The 18,302-nt window shown below is 45.7% G+C and carries 18 protein-coding genes; 1 reads left to right on the forward strand and 17 read right to left on the reverse strand.

Going from position 1 to position 18,302, the window contains the following annotated elements; genetic code table 11:
* Positions 1 to 7: 7 nt before the first annotated feature.
* The 6 genes from DW173_RS20985 to DW173_RS21010 all read right to left on the reverse strand — a co-directional run bounded on the left by DW173_RS20985 (position 8) and on the right by DW173_RS21010 (position 4,891).
* Entirely contained in the window at positions 8 to 880 is an 873-nt protein-coding gene (locus DW173_RS20985; protein WP_004308293.1) for a pyridoxamine kinase, read from the reverse strand.
* A 335-nt stretch (positions 881 to 1,215) separates the two neighbouring features.
* Positions 1,216 to 1,797 carry a lactate utilization protein C gene (locus DW173_RS20990; RefSeq protein ID WP_004308294.1) on the reverse strand — a complete coding sequence of 194 codons (582 nt, stop codon included), beginning with the start codon at positions 1,795 to 1,797 and terminating at the stop codon, positions 1,216 to 1,218.
* On the reverse strand, positions 1,794 to 3,179 hold the full coding sequence (locus DW173_RS20995) for a lactate utilization protein B (RefSeq protein WP_120145155.1): 1,386 nt from the start codon (positions 3,177 to 3,179) through the stop codon (positions 1,794 to 1,796). Before DW173_RS20995 ends, DW173_RS20990 begins: the two co-directional genes overlap by 4 nt.
* Complete coding sequence (locus tag DW173_RS21000) at positions 3,176 to 3,916, reverse strand: (Fe-S)-binding protein (protein WP_004304789.1); 741 nt, start codon at positions 3,914 to 3,916, stop codon at positions 3,176 to 3,178. The genes DW173_RS20995 and DW173_RS21000 overlap by 4 nt, the downstream gene beginning before the upstream one ends.
* A 51-nt stretch (positions 3,917 to 3,967) precedes the next feature.
* Positions 3,968 to 4,513, reverse strand: coding sequence for a 7-carboxy-7-deazaguanine synthase QueE (locus tag DW173_RS21005; RefSeq protein WP_120145156.1), 546 nt, complete (start codon positions 4,511 to 4,513; stop codon positions 3,968 to 3,970).
* Between the two features lie 21 nt (positions 4,514 to 4,534).
* Complete coding sequence (locus DW173_RS21010; protein ID WP_004304787.1) at positions 4,535 to 4,891, reverse strand: 6-pyruvoyl trahydropterin synthase family protein; 357 nt, start codon at positions 4,889 to 4,891, stop codon at positions 4,535 to 4,537.
* Positions 4,892 to 5,020: 129 nt separating this feature from the next.
* On the opposite strand from DW173_RS21010, the gene DW173_RS21015 reads away from it, so the two are divergent.
* Positions 5,021 to 5,380 (forward strand): YbaN family protein, encoded by a 360-nt coding sequence (locus tag DW173_RS21015; protein WP_004304786.1) that lies wholly within the window; start codon positions 5,021 to 5,023, stop codon positions 5,378 to 5,380.
* Here the strand turns inward: DW173_RS21015 and DW173_RS21020 are convergent.
* From DW173_RS21020 to DW173_RS21070, 11 genes are all read right to left on the reverse strand, one after another.
* Positions 5,350 to 5,916, reverse strand: a complete 567-nt coding sequence (locus DW173_RS21020; RefSeq protein ID WP_004316179.1) for an MTA/SAH nucleosidase — start codon at positions 5,914 to 5,916, stop codon at positions 5,350 to 5,352. The two genes, DW173_RS21015 and DW173_RS21020, sit on opposite strands and share 31 nt — an antisense overlap.
* 85 nt (positions 5,917 to 6,001) lie before the next feature.
* Positions 6,002 to 6,868 carry a carbohydrate kinase family protein gene (locus DW173_RS21025; protein WP_120145157.1) on the reverse strand — a complete coding sequence of 289 codons (867 nt, stop codon included), beginning with the start codon at positions 6,866 to 6,868 and terminating at the stop codon, positions 6,002 to 6,004.
* A 4-nt stretch (positions 6,869 to 6,872) separates the two neighbouring features.
* Positions 6,873 to 7,901, reverse strand: coding sequence for a zinc-dependent alcohol dehydrogenase (locus DW173_RS21030; protein WP_120145158.1), 1,029 nt, complete (start codon positions 7,899 to 7,901; stop codon positions 6,873 to 6,875).
* Positions 7,898 to 8,983: an SGNH/GDSL hydrolase family protein gene (locus DW173_RS21035; RefSeq protein ID WP_120145159.1), complete on the reverse strand. Its 1,086-nt coding sequence runs from the start codon at positions 8,981 to 8,983 to the stop codon at positions 7,898 to 7,900. The genes DW173_RS21030 and DW173_RS21035 overlap by 4 nt, the downstream gene beginning before the upstream one ends.
* Before the next feature lie 21 nt (positions 8,984 to 9,004).
* Positions 9,005 to 10,327 (reverse strand): mannitol dehydrogenase family protein, encoded by a 1,323-nt coding sequence (locus DW173_RS21040; RefSeq protein WP_120145160.1) that lies wholly within the window; start codon positions 10,325 to 10,327, stop codon positions 9,005 to 9,007.
* Positions 10,314 to 12,551 (reverse strand): histidine phosphatase family protein, encoded by a 2,238-nt coding sequence (locus DW173_RS21045; RefSeq protein WP_120145161.1) that lies wholly within the window; start codon positions 12,549 to 12,551, stop codon positions 10,314 to 10,316. The genes DW173_RS21040 and DW173_RS21045 overlap by 14 nt, the downstream gene beginning before the upstream one ends.
* Positions 12,552 to 12,591: 40 nt before the next feature.
* The gene (locus DW173_RS21050) at positions 12,592 to 13,866 is read right to left on the reverse strand and encodes an FAD-dependent oxidoreductase (RefSeq protein ID WP_004308306.1); all 1,275 of its coding nucleotides are present in this window, start codon (positions 13,864 to 13,866) and stop codon (positions 12,592 to 12,594) included.
* On the reverse strand, positions 13,866 to 15,242 hold the full coding sequence (locus DW173_RS21055) for a ComEC/Rec2 family competence protein (protein WP_008021044.1): 1,377 nt from the start codon (positions 15,240 to 15,242) through the stop codon (positions 13,866 to 13,868). The genes DW173_RS21050 and DW173_RS21055 overlap by 1 nt, the downstream gene beginning before the upstream one ends.
* Complete coding sequence (locus tag DW173_RS21060) at positions 15,230 to 15,559, reverse strand: hypothetical protein (RefSeq protein ID WP_004304776.1); 330 nt, start codon at positions 15,557 to 15,559, stop codon at positions 15,230 to 15,232. The genes DW173_RS21055 and DW173_RS21060 overlap by 13 nt, the downstream gene beginning before the upstream one ends.
* 17 nt (positions 15,560 to 15,576) lie before the next feature.
* A complete protein-coding gene (locus DW173_RS21065; RefSeq protein WP_004304775.1) occupies positions 15,577 to 16,530 on the reverse strand; it encodes a DUF6772 family protein in 954 nt (317 codons plus the stop codon).
* 21 nt (positions 16,531 to 16,551) lie between these two features.
* On the reverse strand, positions 16,552 to 18,291 hold the full coding sequence (locus tag DW173_RS21070; RefSeq protein ID WP_120145162.1) for a RagB/SusD family nutrient uptake outer membrane protein: 1,740 nt from the start codon (positions 18,289 to 18,291) through the stop codon (positions 16,552 to 16,554).
* Between the last annotated feature and the right edge of the window lie 11 nt (positions 18,292 to 18,302).

An 18,302-nucleotide genomic window follows, 5' to 3' on the forward strand; every position in this document is an offset into this window, starting at 1 on the left:
GCCTATCTTAAATCAGTTCGTAACTAGCCATCTGTATTGGCATATCCAAATTATGAAGCACTTTCTCCAATAGAATCCCCTCGCGGTTATCATATTCATACCCGAAAGTGGCACGAATACCTTGCAGGATAAACTGTGTGGCACGGTCCAATGCCATCGGCAGACTGTCTCCCTGCATTAAAGAGCCGGTGATGACACTTGTAAAAGTATCGCCCGTGCCGGGATAATGTGCAGGCAGATAAGGGCAGGTCACTTTCCAGTAGCGGTTTCCCTGACGGTTATAAGCATAGACAGATGTTTTATGAGGCTCATCATGTACAGGAACACTGGTGATGATAACCACTTGCGGACCTTTGTCGGACAAAAGACGAAGATATTCTTTCAGCTCTTCATCCGTGTTATCTGCTTTATAGGGTTTATCCAATAAATAAAATAGTTCCGTCAGATTAGGGGTAATCACATCTGCTTTCGTGATTAAGTGGCGCATCTCTTTTATCATCTCTCCATCAAAGTTGGTATACAACCGTCCGTTATCTCCCAACACCGGATCGGCAACGATCAGGCTGTCCGGCCGACGAAAGTCCCTGATAAAATCAGAAACAATCTGAATTTGTCTCGGAGAACCCAAGTATCCGGTATAGATAGCGTCGAACTCTACCTCCAGCCTCTTCCATTGGGCAATAATCTTCGGCATTTCGTCCGTCAGGTCGAGGAAGGAGAAACCGGGATATTGCGTATGATTGGATAATACAGCCGTAGGAAGCGGACAGACCTGAAAGCCCATGGATGAAAGAATAGGAATGACGACGGTCAGAGATACGCGCCCCATTCCCGAAAGGTCATGGACGGCGGCTATTTTCTTTACTTTATTGGCATACATATAATTTATAATTAAACGTTTTACTACTCTTATCCTACAAATTCATTTATCTACTATGGACAAACAGAAAAAGATATCCTATTTACATCAAAGGAGATTCGACTATATTCTCCCAAAGACTCTATTACATCCGATGGAAGCCGGACTTTATCCAAACAGAGCCTCTATTTACATCAAACGGAAGCTCTGTTTATATAAAACAAAAGCTCTATTTCTTATCAATAGAGCCTCTGTTTTTACAGCGTCAACAGAGTCTCCATTTCGTTTGTACTAACAAATATAAAACTCCATTGTTTTGAAACCAAATTTATTTTAGAATAATCAACACGGAAACATTAGGTTAATATCACTAACACGTCCCGTGCCCCATGCGCTCCCATCACTAAAGCCTGCTCAATATCAGCAGTCTTTGACGGACCGGAGATGAACGTTCCGAACTGATATTCCTGTCCGTCCAGTTCGCGGTAGGCGTCATACATGGTATCTACAATTTTATTCCGGTCGAGCAGAATGACCAACTTCTCCGAGATAAAATAGATTGCTTTATATTTCACCGTCTGCGGTATCCAGATGGCTCCGTTTTCGGCTACTCCGATTTCTCCTTTCACTACGGCAACATCTGTGCCGTCCAACTCTTTCGGATCATCCAAATTATCGGGATTGAATGTAGCGCAGGAAATATCCGGCAATACGGAAGCAATGCGCATAGCATCCGGATAAGTCCGTCTTATGACCGCATTCACATCTTCCCCTTCACCCAATACAACTGCCGTACCACCCACCGCACGGCTGATTGCACAGAACTGTTCTATCTTATCAGGATATGACAATCGTTTCATATCCGCAATATCCGGTTTATCATAACGCGTCTGCGTATGCTGGCGGATGCTGGCTAATATATCTTCTCTGCTGCTCATTTGGATTCCTCCTTTCCCTGTACTTTGTTTTTCTTCCACATTTCATTGAACGACTCGCTGGCAAATTCCGGCAGTTCACGCCCCTTTCCCCAATCGTCGAGATCGTTGTATTTCATGAAACGGGGCAGGCCATTTACCACCGGGGCTGCCCACAAGGCTGCGTTGAACAATGCCGGACGCTCCATCAGGAACTTCATACCGCCGGACATGATCTTCTTTCCCGTATTGGCTTTCCCCAATCCGTCCAAATCCTGACGCCATTTGTAAATCTGCTCGGCCAAATCTACTTTCACCGGACAGACATCGGAACAGGACATACACAGAGAACAGGCTGAAAGATTATCGTAATACTTCTCCGGAGCGTGAGCCATACCCAAGTTGATGCCAATAGGTCCGGGGATGAAGTACGTATAAGAGTAGCCTCCACTCCGGCGGTACACCGGGCAGGTGTTCATGCACGCACCGCAACGAATACAGTTCAGTGTCTTGATATGATCGGGCTTGGACAGTAAGGCACTCCGGCCGTTGTCTACGATGATAATATGATATTCACTGCCTTCGCGGGGACGGCGGTAATGAGAAGTATATGTTGTCACCGGTTGTCCGGTGGCCGAACGGGCGAGTAATCGGGTGAACACACCCAATGCGTCCAGATCCGGGACGATCTTTTCCATACCGAAAGCGGCAATGTTCAGTTTCGGGTAGGAAGTACCCATATCGGCATTTCCTTCATTGGTGCAGACCACAATGTCACCGGTTGAAGCGACGGCAAAGTTGGCGCCTGTCATGGCGGCTTCGGCATTGAGGAAGAGATGGCGCAGGTTCTTACGTGCGGCATGAGTCAGGTAGGTAGGATCAAAGTTTCCCTTTTCCGTGCCCATCTCCTTTTCGAATAGTTCGCCTACCTGTTCCCGTTTGATGTGAATGGCGGGCAGTACGATGTGGCTCGGTTCGAGATGCATCAGTTGCAGGATGCGTTCGCCCAAATCGGACTCTACGACATCGATGCCACGCTCCATCAGGAAAGGATTCAAGCCACACTCTTCGGCGAGCATGGATTTGCTCTTGATGAAATGGTGGACGTTATGCTCATTCAGTATTTCGTAGACGATGGCGCAGTATTCATCGGCATCTTTTGCCCAATGTACGATGGCGCCGTTGGCGGTAGCATTCTTCTCAAACTCCAGCAGAAGTTCTTCGAGGTGGCTGTTGGAGTATAGTTTCAACTCGCAAGCCTTGTTGCGCAACTCTTCCCATTCGGGAACTTCCTTGCTCATCTTGTCCCTTTTGGCACGGACCATCCAAAGGGTTTCATTATGCCATGCTGCCATCTTGCTGTCCTGCAAGAACTTTTCGGCAGCCTTTGAATGTTTTGTACTCATGATTGCGACGCTAGAATTTCTACAATATGGATAATCTGAATAGGCAGATGCTCCCGTTTGATGACACCTTGCATGTGCATCAGGCATGAACTGTCCGCTCCGACAATATACTCGGCTCCGGTAGCGATGTGATCTTTTACCTTATCACGCCCCATGCAGACGGAGACTGCCTGCTCTTCCACCGCAAACATTCCGCCAAAGCCGCAACACTCGTCAATATGGCTGGGCTCGAATACTTCGATGCCTTCTACCAGATTGAGCAGGTCACGCAATTTATTGTAATAAGGGATGTTCAGTTCGGTAGGAGCGGAAATCAACAGTTCGCGCACCCCATGACAGCTATTGTGAATACTGACTTTATGAGGAAAGCGTGCAGGAATTTTGGAAGGTTTCAAGACATCGTGAATGAACTCACAAATATCATAAATCTTTCCCGCACTCTGACAAACATGTCCTTCTTTCTCCAGAATGCCCGGATGATTCTCTTTCACAAATGCCACACAACTGGCGGAAGGGCCGACGATGTAATCGTATTCCCGGAACAGATCGTCAAAACGGAGTGCCAATTTCATCGATTCATCTTCAAAACCGGCATTTGCCATCGGTTGTCCGCAACAAGTCTGATCCAACGGATAATCGACGTCTACTCCCAAACTTTTCAATAGTCTATACGATGCCACTCCCACATTGGGGTAAATAGCATTGATATAACAAGGAATAAACAAACCTACTTTCATACTATATTTTGTAATAATTTAAGCTTCTTCCGCATCACCCGTCTATTTCGTTCAACGGATGTCGATTAATTTGTGTGTTTGCAGGCTGAGTCTCCATTTGGGATGTCGCATTACACAGTCCACTGTTGAAGCAGTGTTATTACAAGAACAAGGCTGGAGGAAAAAATGTTCGGCCGGAAGTAGTTCAAAAATACTTATATCTTGTCCTTCATAGACCACTTTCACTTCATCCATCCGGTCGATGGCAAGTTTCACCCCTTGTTTGGGGGAGCAGGTCACCCAGTCGATAGCTGCCGGCAGGGGGCGTGTACCGTTGGTTTCGATAGTCACATACTTACCTGCCTGGTGCAAACGGTCGATCAATTCATCGTCTATCCATAAGGAAGGTTCGCCGCCCGTAAGGACAACAGTGACGGCAGGATATTTTTTCACTTCGGCGATAATTTCATCGTCGGTCATCATTCTTCCTTCTTCGTGTTGTGTGTCGCAAAAGTCACATTTCAGGTTGCAGCCGGAAAAACGGACGAAGATGGCCGGAGTTCCGGTATGGTAGCCTTCGCCCTGCAAGCTGTAAAAGATTTCATTAATCTTTCTCATCATCAAAATTTGTTTGGTTTGCTATTCTTGTCCTTCTGCGCCGACGGGATCTTTCTCGTAGATGACAATGTTTCCTTCCGATTCCTGCACTTCTACTTTATAGCATTGAGGAATCTGTTTGCATACCCACCGGGCGATATTCTCCGCTGTGGGATTAAATGGGAGTACTTCGTTCAGATTTTGATGGTCGAGTTTCTCCGTGACTACTTCTTTGATGCGGGTGAAATCTACCACCATCCCTTCGGAGTTGAGCCGTGCGGAACGGCAATAGACGGTGATAATCCAGTTGTGACCGTGTAAACTGGCGCATTTACTGCGATACGGGAGTACCAGCTTATGAGAAGCCGAGATCTCCATGCGTTTGATTACTGTAAACATGAGTGTATGTATTTTAATAGTTACACGCATCTAATGTCACCTCGATGCAACGGCAAAGGTAATATAAAATAGAGTTTTCATCCAGCAAAGAGTGTTATTTTTTCCCTTTTTTTGCACTATCTTTGCCGCATGAAAACTCTATATATTGTTTTAGGTAGTATTTCCCTTGCGCTCGGTATTCTCGGCATCTTTCTGCCGCTACTGCCTACTACCCCTTTTCTATTGCTCACCGCTGCCCTTTATTTCAAAGGGTCACCCCGATTATATAACTGGCTGCTCAATCATCGGCACTTCGGTCCTTATATCCGCAATTTCCGCGAAAACAAGGCGATTCCTCTCCGTGCCAAAATAATTTCTCTCGTATTAATGTGGGGAACGATGCTTTATTGCATTTTCTTCCTAATTCCTTTTATATGGGTAAAGATTCTCCTGGGATTGATAGCCGCAGGAGTCACTTATCATATTCTTTCTTTCAAGACGTTAAAGTAATGCGATAGTCCCTGCCGTGCATCGGCAAGTTTATCCTCCCAATGTTTCACGGAATTCTGGCCAATTATGTCAGTCACGTACTTCACGGAAATAAACGGGATTTCTTTTGAACGGCAGACAAATGCCTGTGCGTATGCTTCCATATCTACAACATCTCCGCTAACGTGAGTCAACTCGGTGAGGAAGCCATCTCCCGTATTACAGATTCCATGTTCCGTCCAATGCGTGCAATAACCTTTTTCTTCGAGCAGAGCTGATGAATCGATCTCACACTCCAATCCGAACTCTTTCATTTTCTGCATATCACGGTCTACGAACTTGCGGCATACAAAAATATCTCCTACCTGATGATTGACTGTTCCGGCACTTCCGATATTGAGCACCAAGTCCGGTTGTACCTGACGGATTGCCTCTGCCAAATGAAAGGCTGATTTCACTTTACCAATACCTGTACGAACGTAGTAAGGTTCTATATCCGGCCATTTAAGTTCTACAAATTCGCCTTGTACGGCGTAGGTTACTAATATTTTCAACATGGGTTTCTTTATTTCGTAAAAATCAGTTATTTCTGCAAAAATAACTATTTAACTGGAGTTATCTATAAAATGCAATCAAAAGAGATTACTTTTTACTATCCGGCAACGGATTAATAGCCCCCCTTTGTGTACAAGTATATGCCGATACATCTACCGCTTTGCGGTGTGATTCAGCAACCGACACCCCTCTAAGTATGTTCACAACAAAGGTAGCAGTAAACGAGTCGCCTGCACCTACAGTATCGGCCACCTCGACTTTAGGTGTGTTTATGGATGACACTTCCCCACTTACATCATATATGCCACTACGTACTGCCCCCTGTGTGAATATAACATATTTGAGCGAGAAACGAGCAATGAGTTCTGCGATAGCTTCCACAAAATCAGTCGAAAGGGAAAGAAGAGAAATCAATAACGGCAATTCGTCTTCATTCAATTTGAGCACATTTGCCTTTTGCAAGGATTCCACAATCAAGTCTGTCGAATAAAAACGTTGCCTGATATTAATATCAAACACCTTCAAAGAGGTATCCGGCACGGCATCTATGAGTCTCAAGATTGCAGCACGTGACTTTTCACTTCGTTGTGCCAAAGAGCCCCAACAAACAGCATCTGCATCGCTGACAAGTTTCATGGTCGCAGGACTACACTCGATAGCATCCCAAGCAACATTCTCAACAATCTCATATTGCGGTACACCGGCCTCATTCAACGACACAAGCACTTTACCTGTCGGCAAAATATTACGGGAAATATATCCTAAATCAAGTCCGGTCTCTTTAAGCACCGTAAATGTTTCATCACCGAGTTCGTCGCCACCTATTGCCGTAACGGGATATGATTCTGCTCCCAATTCCTTCGCAAAAAAGCAGAAATTGATAGGCGCTCCGCCAAGTCTCTTACCTTCCGGGAAGCAATCCCAAACAACTTCTCCTATACCTATTATTTTCATGGTTTTATAGTTTAATAATTATTTTCATGGATGTTGCACTATTCTCGTCTATAAATTTATATGCCTCGTCATACTGCTCAAACGGAAAATGATTCGAAATAAGCGGTTCGAGACAGATAGCTCCCGAACTTACCTGATCGATAGCCGTAAGATAATCTTCATGGCGATACATCATCGTTCCGTTCACCTTCAGTTCGTGCTCTCCCAAATAGAACATATTAAGCGACGGATCCTTGCCAAATACCGCCACTACAACGATGGTACTCCCTTTTTCGATACACTCCATAAGCGAACGAATACTCGACTCAACCCCGGCAACCTCAAACGCAGCTTGAAAATCTTCATCCCCGAAAAGCCTCTTCGCTCCTTCTTTGAGCGGCGTCTTAGCTACATTGAGCGTATCTATTATGCCACATTTACGAGCGATTTCAAGTCTGAAATCACTCACATCGGTAATAAGAACCCGTTTGGCTCCTCTTGCCTTAGCGAACTGCGCCACGAGGTTACCGATCGTTCCGGCACCCGATACAACCACATTCTTACCTTTCAAGTCCCCGCCACGCATGGTTGCATGCGCAGCTACTGCCACCGGTTCTATCATAGCCCCATAATCAAGTGACATACCTTCAGGCAATACCGCAATCCTGTCATCATCAACCACAAAAAAGTCTTGCGCAGCTCCATTTGCCTGAAAGGCTTGCACTCTTAGCTCTTCACAAATATTATACTCTCCCCGCTGACAAGGCTTGCACTTCCCACACGCAAGTTGCGGACGTGCGGTGACAACGTCACCCGCCTTGCAGATCGTAACCGCCGTCCCCGTAGCGACTACCACTGCCGAATATTCATGCCCCTGAACTACCGGATAAAAAGTTGCCGGATGACATCCGTGATAAGAATGTATCTCACTTCCACAAATACCAATTCTCTTAATATTCAGAAGCACCTGATGTTCTTTCAGGTCCGACGCCTTAGGCGCCTCAACTTCACGAAATTCAATATGTTTTGGTTCTACTAATACCGCTTGTCTCATTTTATACCATATTTACTTAAAATTTCTATTACCGGAGTCTCTATTGACTTCGCCCAAAGTGCATATCCATAACTACTTGGATGAGTTCCGTCGACCGATGTCTCATGGGCATCGGAAGCATCAGGCGTAATCAGATAAACGTCTTTATATTTCGGGTTCGTGAGGATTTTCGCAAACAACTCCTCTACGGTTGCCGCCTTAGCCCGTTCTTTCGCATCAAGAACTGTATCAAATGAACGTCGTTCGCGATAGATAGTACGCTGAAATATCAACGCAGTAGCCGGATGTGCCGCTATAAGCCGATCGATAAACGGCATCAGGCGCTCTCTTATCAGTTCTGCGTCAGGATTTGAAAATGTATCGAATATAAAGGCATCAGCCTTGACTTCCGCAAGAACGTCGAGCATGTAAGGCTGCATCAGGCAACGTCCGCTTGTTGCGAGCGACACGACTTGAAGACCCGTATTACGCATAAATTGCATGGGATAACTCATACCGGATCGATCCGTGCTCACTCCCTGCGTAAACGAAGAGCCATATACCGCTATCCTGTGACGAAAATCGGACTTCAACGGTTCGATAACAGCATCGTCATCTATCCCTATCTTACAAGAAATGACCTCCGAATACATCGGCATATACATCATACATTCGTGCATCGTACCATCCATATTCTCAATGAGCGTGAATGTCTCGGTTTTCTCGCCCTTATACGCTTTCAATGAACCGCTTGCCGCATACTGCCATTGACCGTTTGCATTTTTGATATAAAGATCATATCCTTTATAAGAGATCGGCATGGTTGAATGGCTCGAATATACATATCCCCACTTTGTCGTAATCTGTATATTACGCGTGTTCGTTTTAAACAACACAGCCATACCGGCAGAACAACGGAGTTGTCGATTCTCCGTCCTGTTAAAACCTTTATAAACCAATGTATCGACTCTATGATACGGATTGGGAGTCGATTCAAACGGCTTACCTATCAGGTTAAGCGTTGACGCCTCCGTCTGTTTTTGTGCCGAAACCGACAATACGCACGAAAGCGACAGAACAACCGTTATGAAAAACTTCTTCATTGCCTTGTATTTTTTAGTTGTTTACTGTAATAAGACTTTCAATCCTTCCGCTACCTGCATAGCATAAAACTGCTCATACTTTTCCATAAACACAGGATATTTGTCCAGTCCCAATGACACAAAAGGTGATATTTTCAAGAACTCGGCCGGCGATCCTCTGGAAATCAACTTCCTGTCCGCCGGGGTGATGTGAGGTTCGGAGATAGCTATATTTTCACCGGACTCGGTGCGCGCACCTATCAGGTATTTGCAATAAACAGCTATCAGGAAAGCCTCTATCGAAATATCCTTCCCATCCTGCAACATCTGTTTGAGTATGGGTACCACATAAACGGCAAACTTAGCAATGCCATCGCCGCAAAGCCGTGATACCTGATCGCTGATCGCCTTGTTTGAAAATCGTTCGATAAGCTGGTCTTTATACGCTTCAAGGTCAACGCCTTCGGGAACCGGAACATAAGGAGTAACGTCCCTGTTCATAAACAGCTTTATCATTGCACGATACCTCTCGTCTGCCATTACAGCATCGACCTTCCTGAATCCTTCCATATAGGCAGGATAAGAAAGAAGAGTATGTGACGCATTGAGAAGACTTAATTTCATGATTTCATACGGGGTCACATCATGGGTGAATGTAACTCCCACCTTCTCCCATGCAGGACGGCCTGCAATGAAATTATCTTCAATCACCCATTGTATAAAGTCTTCACAACACACATCTGTAACCTTACCCGGTTTTGTTACGGGAGTGATTCGATCCACCATCGAATTCGGGAACGTCACTTTCTTTTTCGCCCACGCTGCCACCTCGGGATATTTCGCTTCGAAGTATGACATAAACGCACATTTGGCGACATTGCCGTTCATCTGCATGTTGTCACACGAAAGAATCGTAATCGGCAAATCTTTCTCCATCCGACGTTTAAGTCCTTCGGCTACATACCAAAACACACTGCGCGATTGGTTAAAATCGACCTTATATCCCCCTTCGGTAATGGTGAGAGAGATAATTTTTATCTCCTCCGATGCTAGTTTAGCGATGATAGGCTCACTATCTATTTCCCCCCATGCCAGTTCTACAAGCGAACCAATCAGCATACTATCCTGTTCGCCGGAAGGGCTGCATGTCGTCAACTGATATATGCCGTCATCTTTCTTGAGGGCGTTGAACAATACCCCGTCCGTAGGCATAATCATGGCTCCGAATACCCCCCAGCATCTTTGTGACGGATCTTCAAGTAATAGATTTGTGTAAGCTTCGAGATGTGCACGATGGAAGTTTCCAACGCCGAAATGTACTATTCCGGCCTTTATTTCAGCACGATTATAATTAAAAGTCTTCATACGATAATTTCAATGTTTCGGCAAGTGATTTTTCCACCTTGTCGCAATGTTCTATATAGAATTTATAAACCTCATTCCATTTGTAATAAGATGCTTCAACCGCTTCCAACGGCAACCGGAGGTCTTTTTCATTCAGCATAAACTTAACTAAAACGTCCGGATTGTCTTCTGATTGGTAAAAGATCATCTGAAGGTTCGCACCCATCGGAATATCCCAGTACTTCCAACTCCACAACGCTTCTTTGGAATTACTAGCCTCCCGCGCCCACGTTCCGGCTTGCAAATTGGTCAAGATGGCCATCAGAACGCCATCGTGTCCGAAGTTGAGATTGATACCATGACGCTTGCGCACCAGATCTTCGGCAGATTCGTCTAACAAATGGCGTAACGTGCGGGATGCAAGTCCCCAACTACGCCCGTGAGATACCGGTTCAGGACCTTTCTGCGCAAAATACTTATAGTTCTCGATTTCCACCCAAGCCAATATTTCCTCTTCTGTAAAGATATCCCATATAGGCACTTGGCGGTCGAGGCATTGCATCAGTGATGCCATTAACCAGAAGCGATGGATCAGGTCGTACTTGTCATATTCACTTTCTACTTGTGTAACATCTATAAACAGTCTTCTAAAAAAAGCATCCACATCCAACTTTTCATCTATATATGAACGATATTTTTTATACCAACTGTTTTCCTTACCAAGTATATATTTATCAAGCGGACTCCTGCCGGGACATACGTTACCGTATGGATTCAGTGTGGTAAGGAACGAACGGGAGTTGTCTATCTCCGCCCATTCAAGCCCGGGGCGTAGCGACAAAATGCCCGAATTTACAGATTGCATGGTGGCCGCCACCCGAAGCACATTCGTTGCGTTAGTCTTCAAATAGGGATGGCCTTCAAATACTTCCGGATAGTTTTGTACCATCCTCCGGCCTATCTCCCTTGTCTGACGATAACCGATTTGTGTCAGATCGCCTTCTTTGTAAAACACATTCTTCTTGAACGGTTCAAGACGTTCGTACAAGGCTTTCCCAAAATCGGTAAGGTTGTTTGTGGCATGAGCTTTCTCCAATACGCCGTATATGGCAGAATAAGTCACCTCATCGTCTATCTGACGCGCTCCATGACGGAAATAGCCGTTTATATAGAAAGGCGTATATCCTTTGGGCGCCGGCGTAACCGGATGTGAAAGATCGGTCACATAATACACGCCGCCCGCACGTTCCGGATCCCTGCGTATCTCGTCGAGAGGATTTTCGGCCACCGGCTTTTCTTTCGGAAGAGAGAGTTTGAATATGCAAGGAAGATCAGACGTCTTTTTCGCATTCGTATTGGTATTGACATACATAACTCCGTCTTTGACCACAATATCTTCCGGTTCGTAAATAACCTGTTCCTGCACATTGTATCGGGCAGTAATTGTCCGCCTATCCGTATCGTACACCCGGATGCAGGAAGGACGGCTGTCATCCTGTTTCCCAACTCCGAAGCAGAAATAGATTTTACCATCATGCATACAGCCCGCTTGCGTAAACCATACCTCATAGGGGAACACCACCTGATCGAGAATGTCATTTTCGTCGAGGCGCACCTTTGCGCCCTCACTCAACGACGGTATGCGGAATTTGGTGGCGACATACTGGTTTTCCCACGCATGCTTTGTCACCTTCGCCACAGTACGTTTACGTGCCGAGAATATCCATATAAATCCCCGTTCCCGATCGACCAGCCAGCTTGGTGCACCAAAGATGGGGACATACCCTTTCTCCGCCCACTTCGAGCCATCGAGTTCAATTGTCTGTGCGATTTCGCTGCTAAAACGTTTCCCACGACGGGTGATGCTCTCCACAAAACACAACCATTCCAACTCGCTTCCTACCTTCCCGTTTGTGATATACAAGAGAGGAAACGATGCTCCGCGTTTTGTCTCGACGCCAAAGCATACATTATTTACATGGTTGTCCGGATGGGAGGACGCCAACTCAAAGCCTGCCACAGGTTTCGGATCGGCACTTTTGAAATCATAGATATTCACGTGCCCTCCATCCTCGCACGAGAATATGTAATCATCCCATATTTCAAGTCCTTGCTGTGCCCGCCCCCGTCCTTCCTTTGCCAGGAAGACAGAGCACTCCACCTCTTTCTCCGGCTCTACATACAACTGGGCGATAAGGGGAATAGAGATCAGTAAGCACACGACAGACAAATATATCTTTTTCATAAGTATGCTCTATAAATTTAAAGTATGATTATGTTCTACGTTAATCGAACAGCTCTACGCCTAACGACTCAAGCCGTTTCTGCAACTCTCCTACATCGAGAGCCCGCGGAGTACAGTGCTGTGACGCACTCATGGCAGCAGCAATACCAACTGCCTCTCCCATCGCCATGCAAATACTCATGACACGATATGAAGCGTGAGCTCTGTGAGTACCCGATATACACCGTCCCGCCACCAGAAGCCCTTCCAAGCCCAACGGGAGAAAACAACGATACGGCAAATCGTATGGTTTGCAATATTGGATGGTTGGTTCCGCCTGTCCGGCTCCGTCAGGATTATGTATATCGACAATGAACAATGCTTTATGTACCACCACATCGGCAAAACGGCAGCCTTCCGCCATTTCATCGGCATCGATCACATAGTCGCCCATCACCCTGCGGCTTTCGCGCACTCCGGTTGTTGTACCACTTCCGATCACTCTACAGTTTTCGTAACCCGGCAAATTTTCTTTCAAGAATTGAGTCAGGAGGCGTATCTGTTGCCTAAGTTCAAGATCGGCGGCGAAAATAGAGCTTACCGAAGTAATATCCACTCTATTGACTTGTGTCGTATTTACCTGACGGCAACCCGGTCTGACCGACGGATGCAAACGCACGGCAGCAAGCATCCGGGGAAGTTTGCCCTCATCGGCTTTCTTTTTACACCAATCAAGAAAACACTCGCCATTCAATTGAACATTGTCTACATCTCCAATGCAGATAATTCCTTTCGACTCATCTACGCCATCAATGGTGTATTCAAGGGTTACAGGCTGCATGAGTCCGTCAGCACGTCCTTTTTCTATTTTTGCACCGGCAAGAAAAGATACTATGGCATCACCGGTACAATCAATTGTAACCGCGGCTTCAAAACAGAGCGTCCCCTCGTTACTTGCACACTTAATGCCTTTTACCACCTTTCCGTCACGAATAACATCCGACACGCAACATTGCAAAAAGACATCGACGTTCTTTTCCCTGGCGACAAATTCTGCCAATGTAAGTTTTGCCTCTTCGAAATCGTGAGCATTTCCATGTTCGCCAATCCAGTCATTGTCTTTGACGCCAAGAATAGCACAAACCTCATCGCGCATCGTGTTCTTGCTTACACTACCGAGAATAGGGCCGACATACCCGGCGGTCAGGTTACCTCCGATGACTCCGTATCTTTCGATAAGAGCAACACGTGCTCCTTGCCGGGCGGCGGCTACAGCCGCACATATCCCGGCAGGACCTGCACCTGCTACTATTACATCATAATATTTTGTATTCATTATCTGCTTGTATATGGACCGGAAATAGTCTTAACAGTCATTGCCCCGTCAGAATCTGTGATTGTCACAACTCTGTATTTGTTTCCCCCATCGGTCACACGAACTACAATATGTCCATCATATCCCTTTACTCTCGCAGCCTCTTCCGCCGTAACCCGGTCGTCTACTCCGCTGGGGCGATCGCCTTGCCAGAAGTTAGTGATAAACATGTCACACGCAGGGAGTGTTGTCTCCATCGAATTCAGTATATCGGTACGGGGATGACAATCTACCCACGAATTGACAACAATCGTTTGTGGATTGAGTGCTTTCAGAGCATCCACCTGATTGGTGTTGGTTACACCGTGATGGTTAGCTTTCAATAGTTCCACCTGACCCACTGCTTTTGCACAGGGCAGTTCGGCATCTTTCCACGCATGACTCGAACGTCCGTTATACTGAAGGTCACCACCGGCAAAGAAATCAAAGTTGCCATACGAAACTTTCATCACACAACTGGTTATATTCTCCGGCGGACAATTATCACTGGAGGTAATGTTCTTACTGTTTTCGTATGTAATCTCCGAGAGTTCAGGGAATGTCTTCTTTGTAGTAGTGCCCGAACCTGTCCAGATCTCTCCATTCACTGCCACGTTTTGCACCTTTGCAGTAGGATACTTTGCAGGATTATACTTCTGAACGATCTGATTATTCGCCCCTGCTTTGAATATCGCAGCATCGAACTTTTGATTGGCGACATGCCATTTCACTGCATTGATATAGTTGCTGCAACTTGGAGCATTGTCTGCCATTGTCGCCATATTGAACGGATAGTTATAATCGGGATAGCCACGATCGAGAAGCGTACCAATCTTGAAATTGTCGAAAATCTCGGCAAAACCTATCAACGAATAAGTGTCGGAGTTGGAAGATTTCGGCAAGGAAGAAGTATAACCGCCGAAGTGGTCATTATGGAAGTGGGTAAGTACGGCATAATCAATCGTACTGTTACCTGTCCATACCATACACTTACGAATGTAATCAGTTATAATCTGTGAACCACGGGTAGAAGTCAGAGTCGGATCCCAACGACTACGGATACCGGTATTGGTCGTATTACTATTAGAGTTGGTCGTAACACTCGAACTTGCGGCATCAATAAGCATTTGCGTACCATCCGGGAATATTACAAACATGCTTTCACCGGTAGTCGTATTGATGAAATGAATATCCATCACACCCTCCTGCCAGGCAGGAATCGTTTTACCTACCTCTATTTCAGTGGCAGCATCTTCCCCACCTCCATCCGGACGAATCAAAAATGAGTGAGACTCATTGGAGCTGCATCCTACAATCGCAAGGATGAACAGACTAAGTATAAATATTAACCTTTGCATGCTATATGAAGATTTAAAAACATCTCTCCGCCTTCAATGCTGACGGCAAGACGAATATAATTACCAAAATTTGAATTTACCTTTATAATATGTTGGCCAAGTCCTTTGAAGATTACAGGCTCACTACCGTCGTCAGCCCAATGTATACCGTCTTGCGATAGTTGTACACGACCTTCGAATACGGGATCTCCTTCTATTTTCTCAACCATAACAAAGAATATAGCCTCATCTGCCCAACCAGCCTCGTAAGGATGAGTGAAGAAAGTACCTTTAAAGAACTTCTTTACCTCAAGATGGGAATCATTAAACATTTTCATATATTACATTCCTCCTTTTATTCTTGTGAAACAACAACAGAATCTATATAAAAGAATACACGACGATTGGTATCAGTACCCACCCAGAAAAGAGGATTGATAAGATTGTCGATACGTCCATATCCGTCAACGGTATCGGCTGCAATGCCACGCATATCCCAAATTTTGTCCTGACATTGGAACTCTACATATTCTCGAAGCTCTGTGTCAAGTTTCAGACGCATGTATTGCCAATTGAGTTTACAGTCGGTCTCATTGTAAATGAGTTTCTGATGACCATCTTTCAAATCCTTGAATCCATCGTGGTCGCCATTAGGATAACGGCGGCCGAACCACCAGGGATCGACTCCCCTCTTACACCAGTCTCCGTCAAGTCCATAAGCCCAATCGCGGTCGGTTATGTCTTCATTGGAATGTTCATACTGCCACTTCTGCATTAATTTGCCATCTACTGCATTGAGATAGCGAATTCCTACATGGTAACGTTTTCCACCCTCCTGTACATCGAATCCCATACCAAAATCGCGGATGGAACTCTCATGCAAACCCGGTTGCGGACGGTCACCGCCATCCACCACATCCTGCTCCGCCGTGTATGTAAACCAACATTCTATCTGCAAATATTTGCAGCCCGGACGAGAGAACGAAAGCCGCTTAATGGCATGTCCCAGACAACCTTCCGCCGGAATCTCCGTATAAGGAGCGGCAACAGGTCTTGTCGAAAGTTTAAGAGAGTAAGTGCCGGACATAGCTCCGTGAGTGCCCGGATACCTGAAAGTAGCGGAACTAAGCATGACCGGTGGCCACTGGTCTTTATTGACCAATGTCTTGGGAACATCAAAATCGGGATATTCCGTAAAGTTAGGCATCAATGTCATCCAACCGTTAAAGCCGGTGTTGAATACATCATAGCTCAACACCCTTTTCAATGGTTGATAGCGACTGCGCAATAAAATTTCTCCAATGCTCATAATATCATTTATTTAATAAAGTTAGTACCCTGGATTTTGAACAAGTTTTCCATTCATTATCAATACATCATCACTTGGCAATGGCCATAAATAAATCTTCTCATCATACTTACGTTCACCATGCTGGACGATATAGGTTCCGTCGGCCATCGCTTCAAAAGAAGGAAATCCGTCTTTGTCAAATGTCGGAGTCTCCGGCCAAAACCAGTTGCCTGCCGCAAAGTATTCCTTTGCCCTGTTAGCTGTACGGGTAAATCCGTACATATTGTGTCCGAAAGCATTTTCAAACTGATGCCAACGAAGCAAATCGAAATAGCGCAGATTTTCCCATGCAAACTCCACACGACGCTCACGGCGAAGCACTTTGCGCAATGCCGTCTGATCGGTTGTCGTGATGGACGGATAGTCGTTGGTTTGTGTACGGGTGGTGCCATAAGCACGGGCACGGACATCGTTGATGCAAGCAAGGACAGTAGCGTCAATCTCCCCCAGTTCAATCTTAGCTTCGGCATACATCAACAAAACATCGGCATAACGCATAAGAATAACGGGGTTGTCGTTATACAAAGTAGTACGCCATGATTCTTGCGCGCCTTTGCGCAGGCAACAACCATTGTAAGCACAGTTGGAAGCATCCGAACCGCCTTTGGAATCTTTGTTTGTAATCATACGATTTTGCGTATAGTCCATTATTTCGAGTGCGTTTGGCGCAGGATTCCACTCAATACCATAGATACGGCTGCCGGGAGCAGCAAATGTTTCCAGGCAACGGGGATCGCGGTTGGCAAATGGATCGTGAGGATCAAAACCGCTGCCCGGTTCATCAATCGTCTTGCCATTCGTCATTTCGTAGACAGCAAGAAGTTCCCACGAAGGTTGTGCGTTATGTGTACCGCCTGCCGAACGGGCAATAAAGGAACCGATAGCCTGTGTAGTAGGTTTACCGTTTTCATCCAACTCAAGGTCGCTTGAGTGAGCAACAGAGAAGATAACTTCTTTGCTTCCTCTTGTTTTGTCGCGGAAAAGTTCTCCATAATCAGGGGCCAAGTCATATACTTCCAGATCTATACAGTCTTGCGCAGCCTTTGCGGCAGTCCCGTAGTCGTGTTGATAGAGAGCGGTACGAGCCTTGTAAGCATAAGCCGTTCCTTTGTCCACACGGGTGGCGCCGCTATTATTATTTGCGGCCGGCAAATTTTCTGCGGCATAGTCATAATCGTCATAAATTTGTTTCAGAACGACAGCTTTGTCGGTACGCCCCATCTCAAATGCTTCCTCCGGAGTAATCGAAGTCACGTAGAAAGGAACATCTCCCCAAAGAGTAATCAAACGTGAATAAGCAAACGCTCTGAAAAAACGGGCTTCGGCACGAAGCGTATTCAGTTCAGTAGTGGAATATTTGCCTTCAAGTTTGTCGAGTGCCTCCAAAATTCGGTTGGCACGACTAATGTTCTTGTACGTGTAACTCCAAACAGTCTTGATGTTAGGATTACTTGTAGAAGACGCATTCAGTGAACCTGCCGCAATGGTATAAATGTTGGTTCGTTGTGCCCAGTCATCCGTATTACGGTCCAGCGTCCAACCTTCTTCTATAACAAAGAAGGTACTGCGATAAAAATCGTTCAACGAGATTCGAACTTCCTCCGGTGACGAGAACCAATTTTCACTGGATGCGGCTGAAGGAGGATTCAGATCGAGGTTCACACAAGAAGTTACAGATAGAAGAGCTATCATGCAAATCAATACATGTATTTTTTTCATATTATGTAATT

Origin of the sequence: Bacteroides sp. AM16-13 (assembly GCF_003602705.1) — a bacterium.
In the GTDB taxonomy this organism is placed as follows: domain Bacteria; phylum Bacteroidota; class Bacteroidia; order Bacteroidales; family Bacteroidaceae; genus Bacteroides; species Bacteroides xylanisolvens.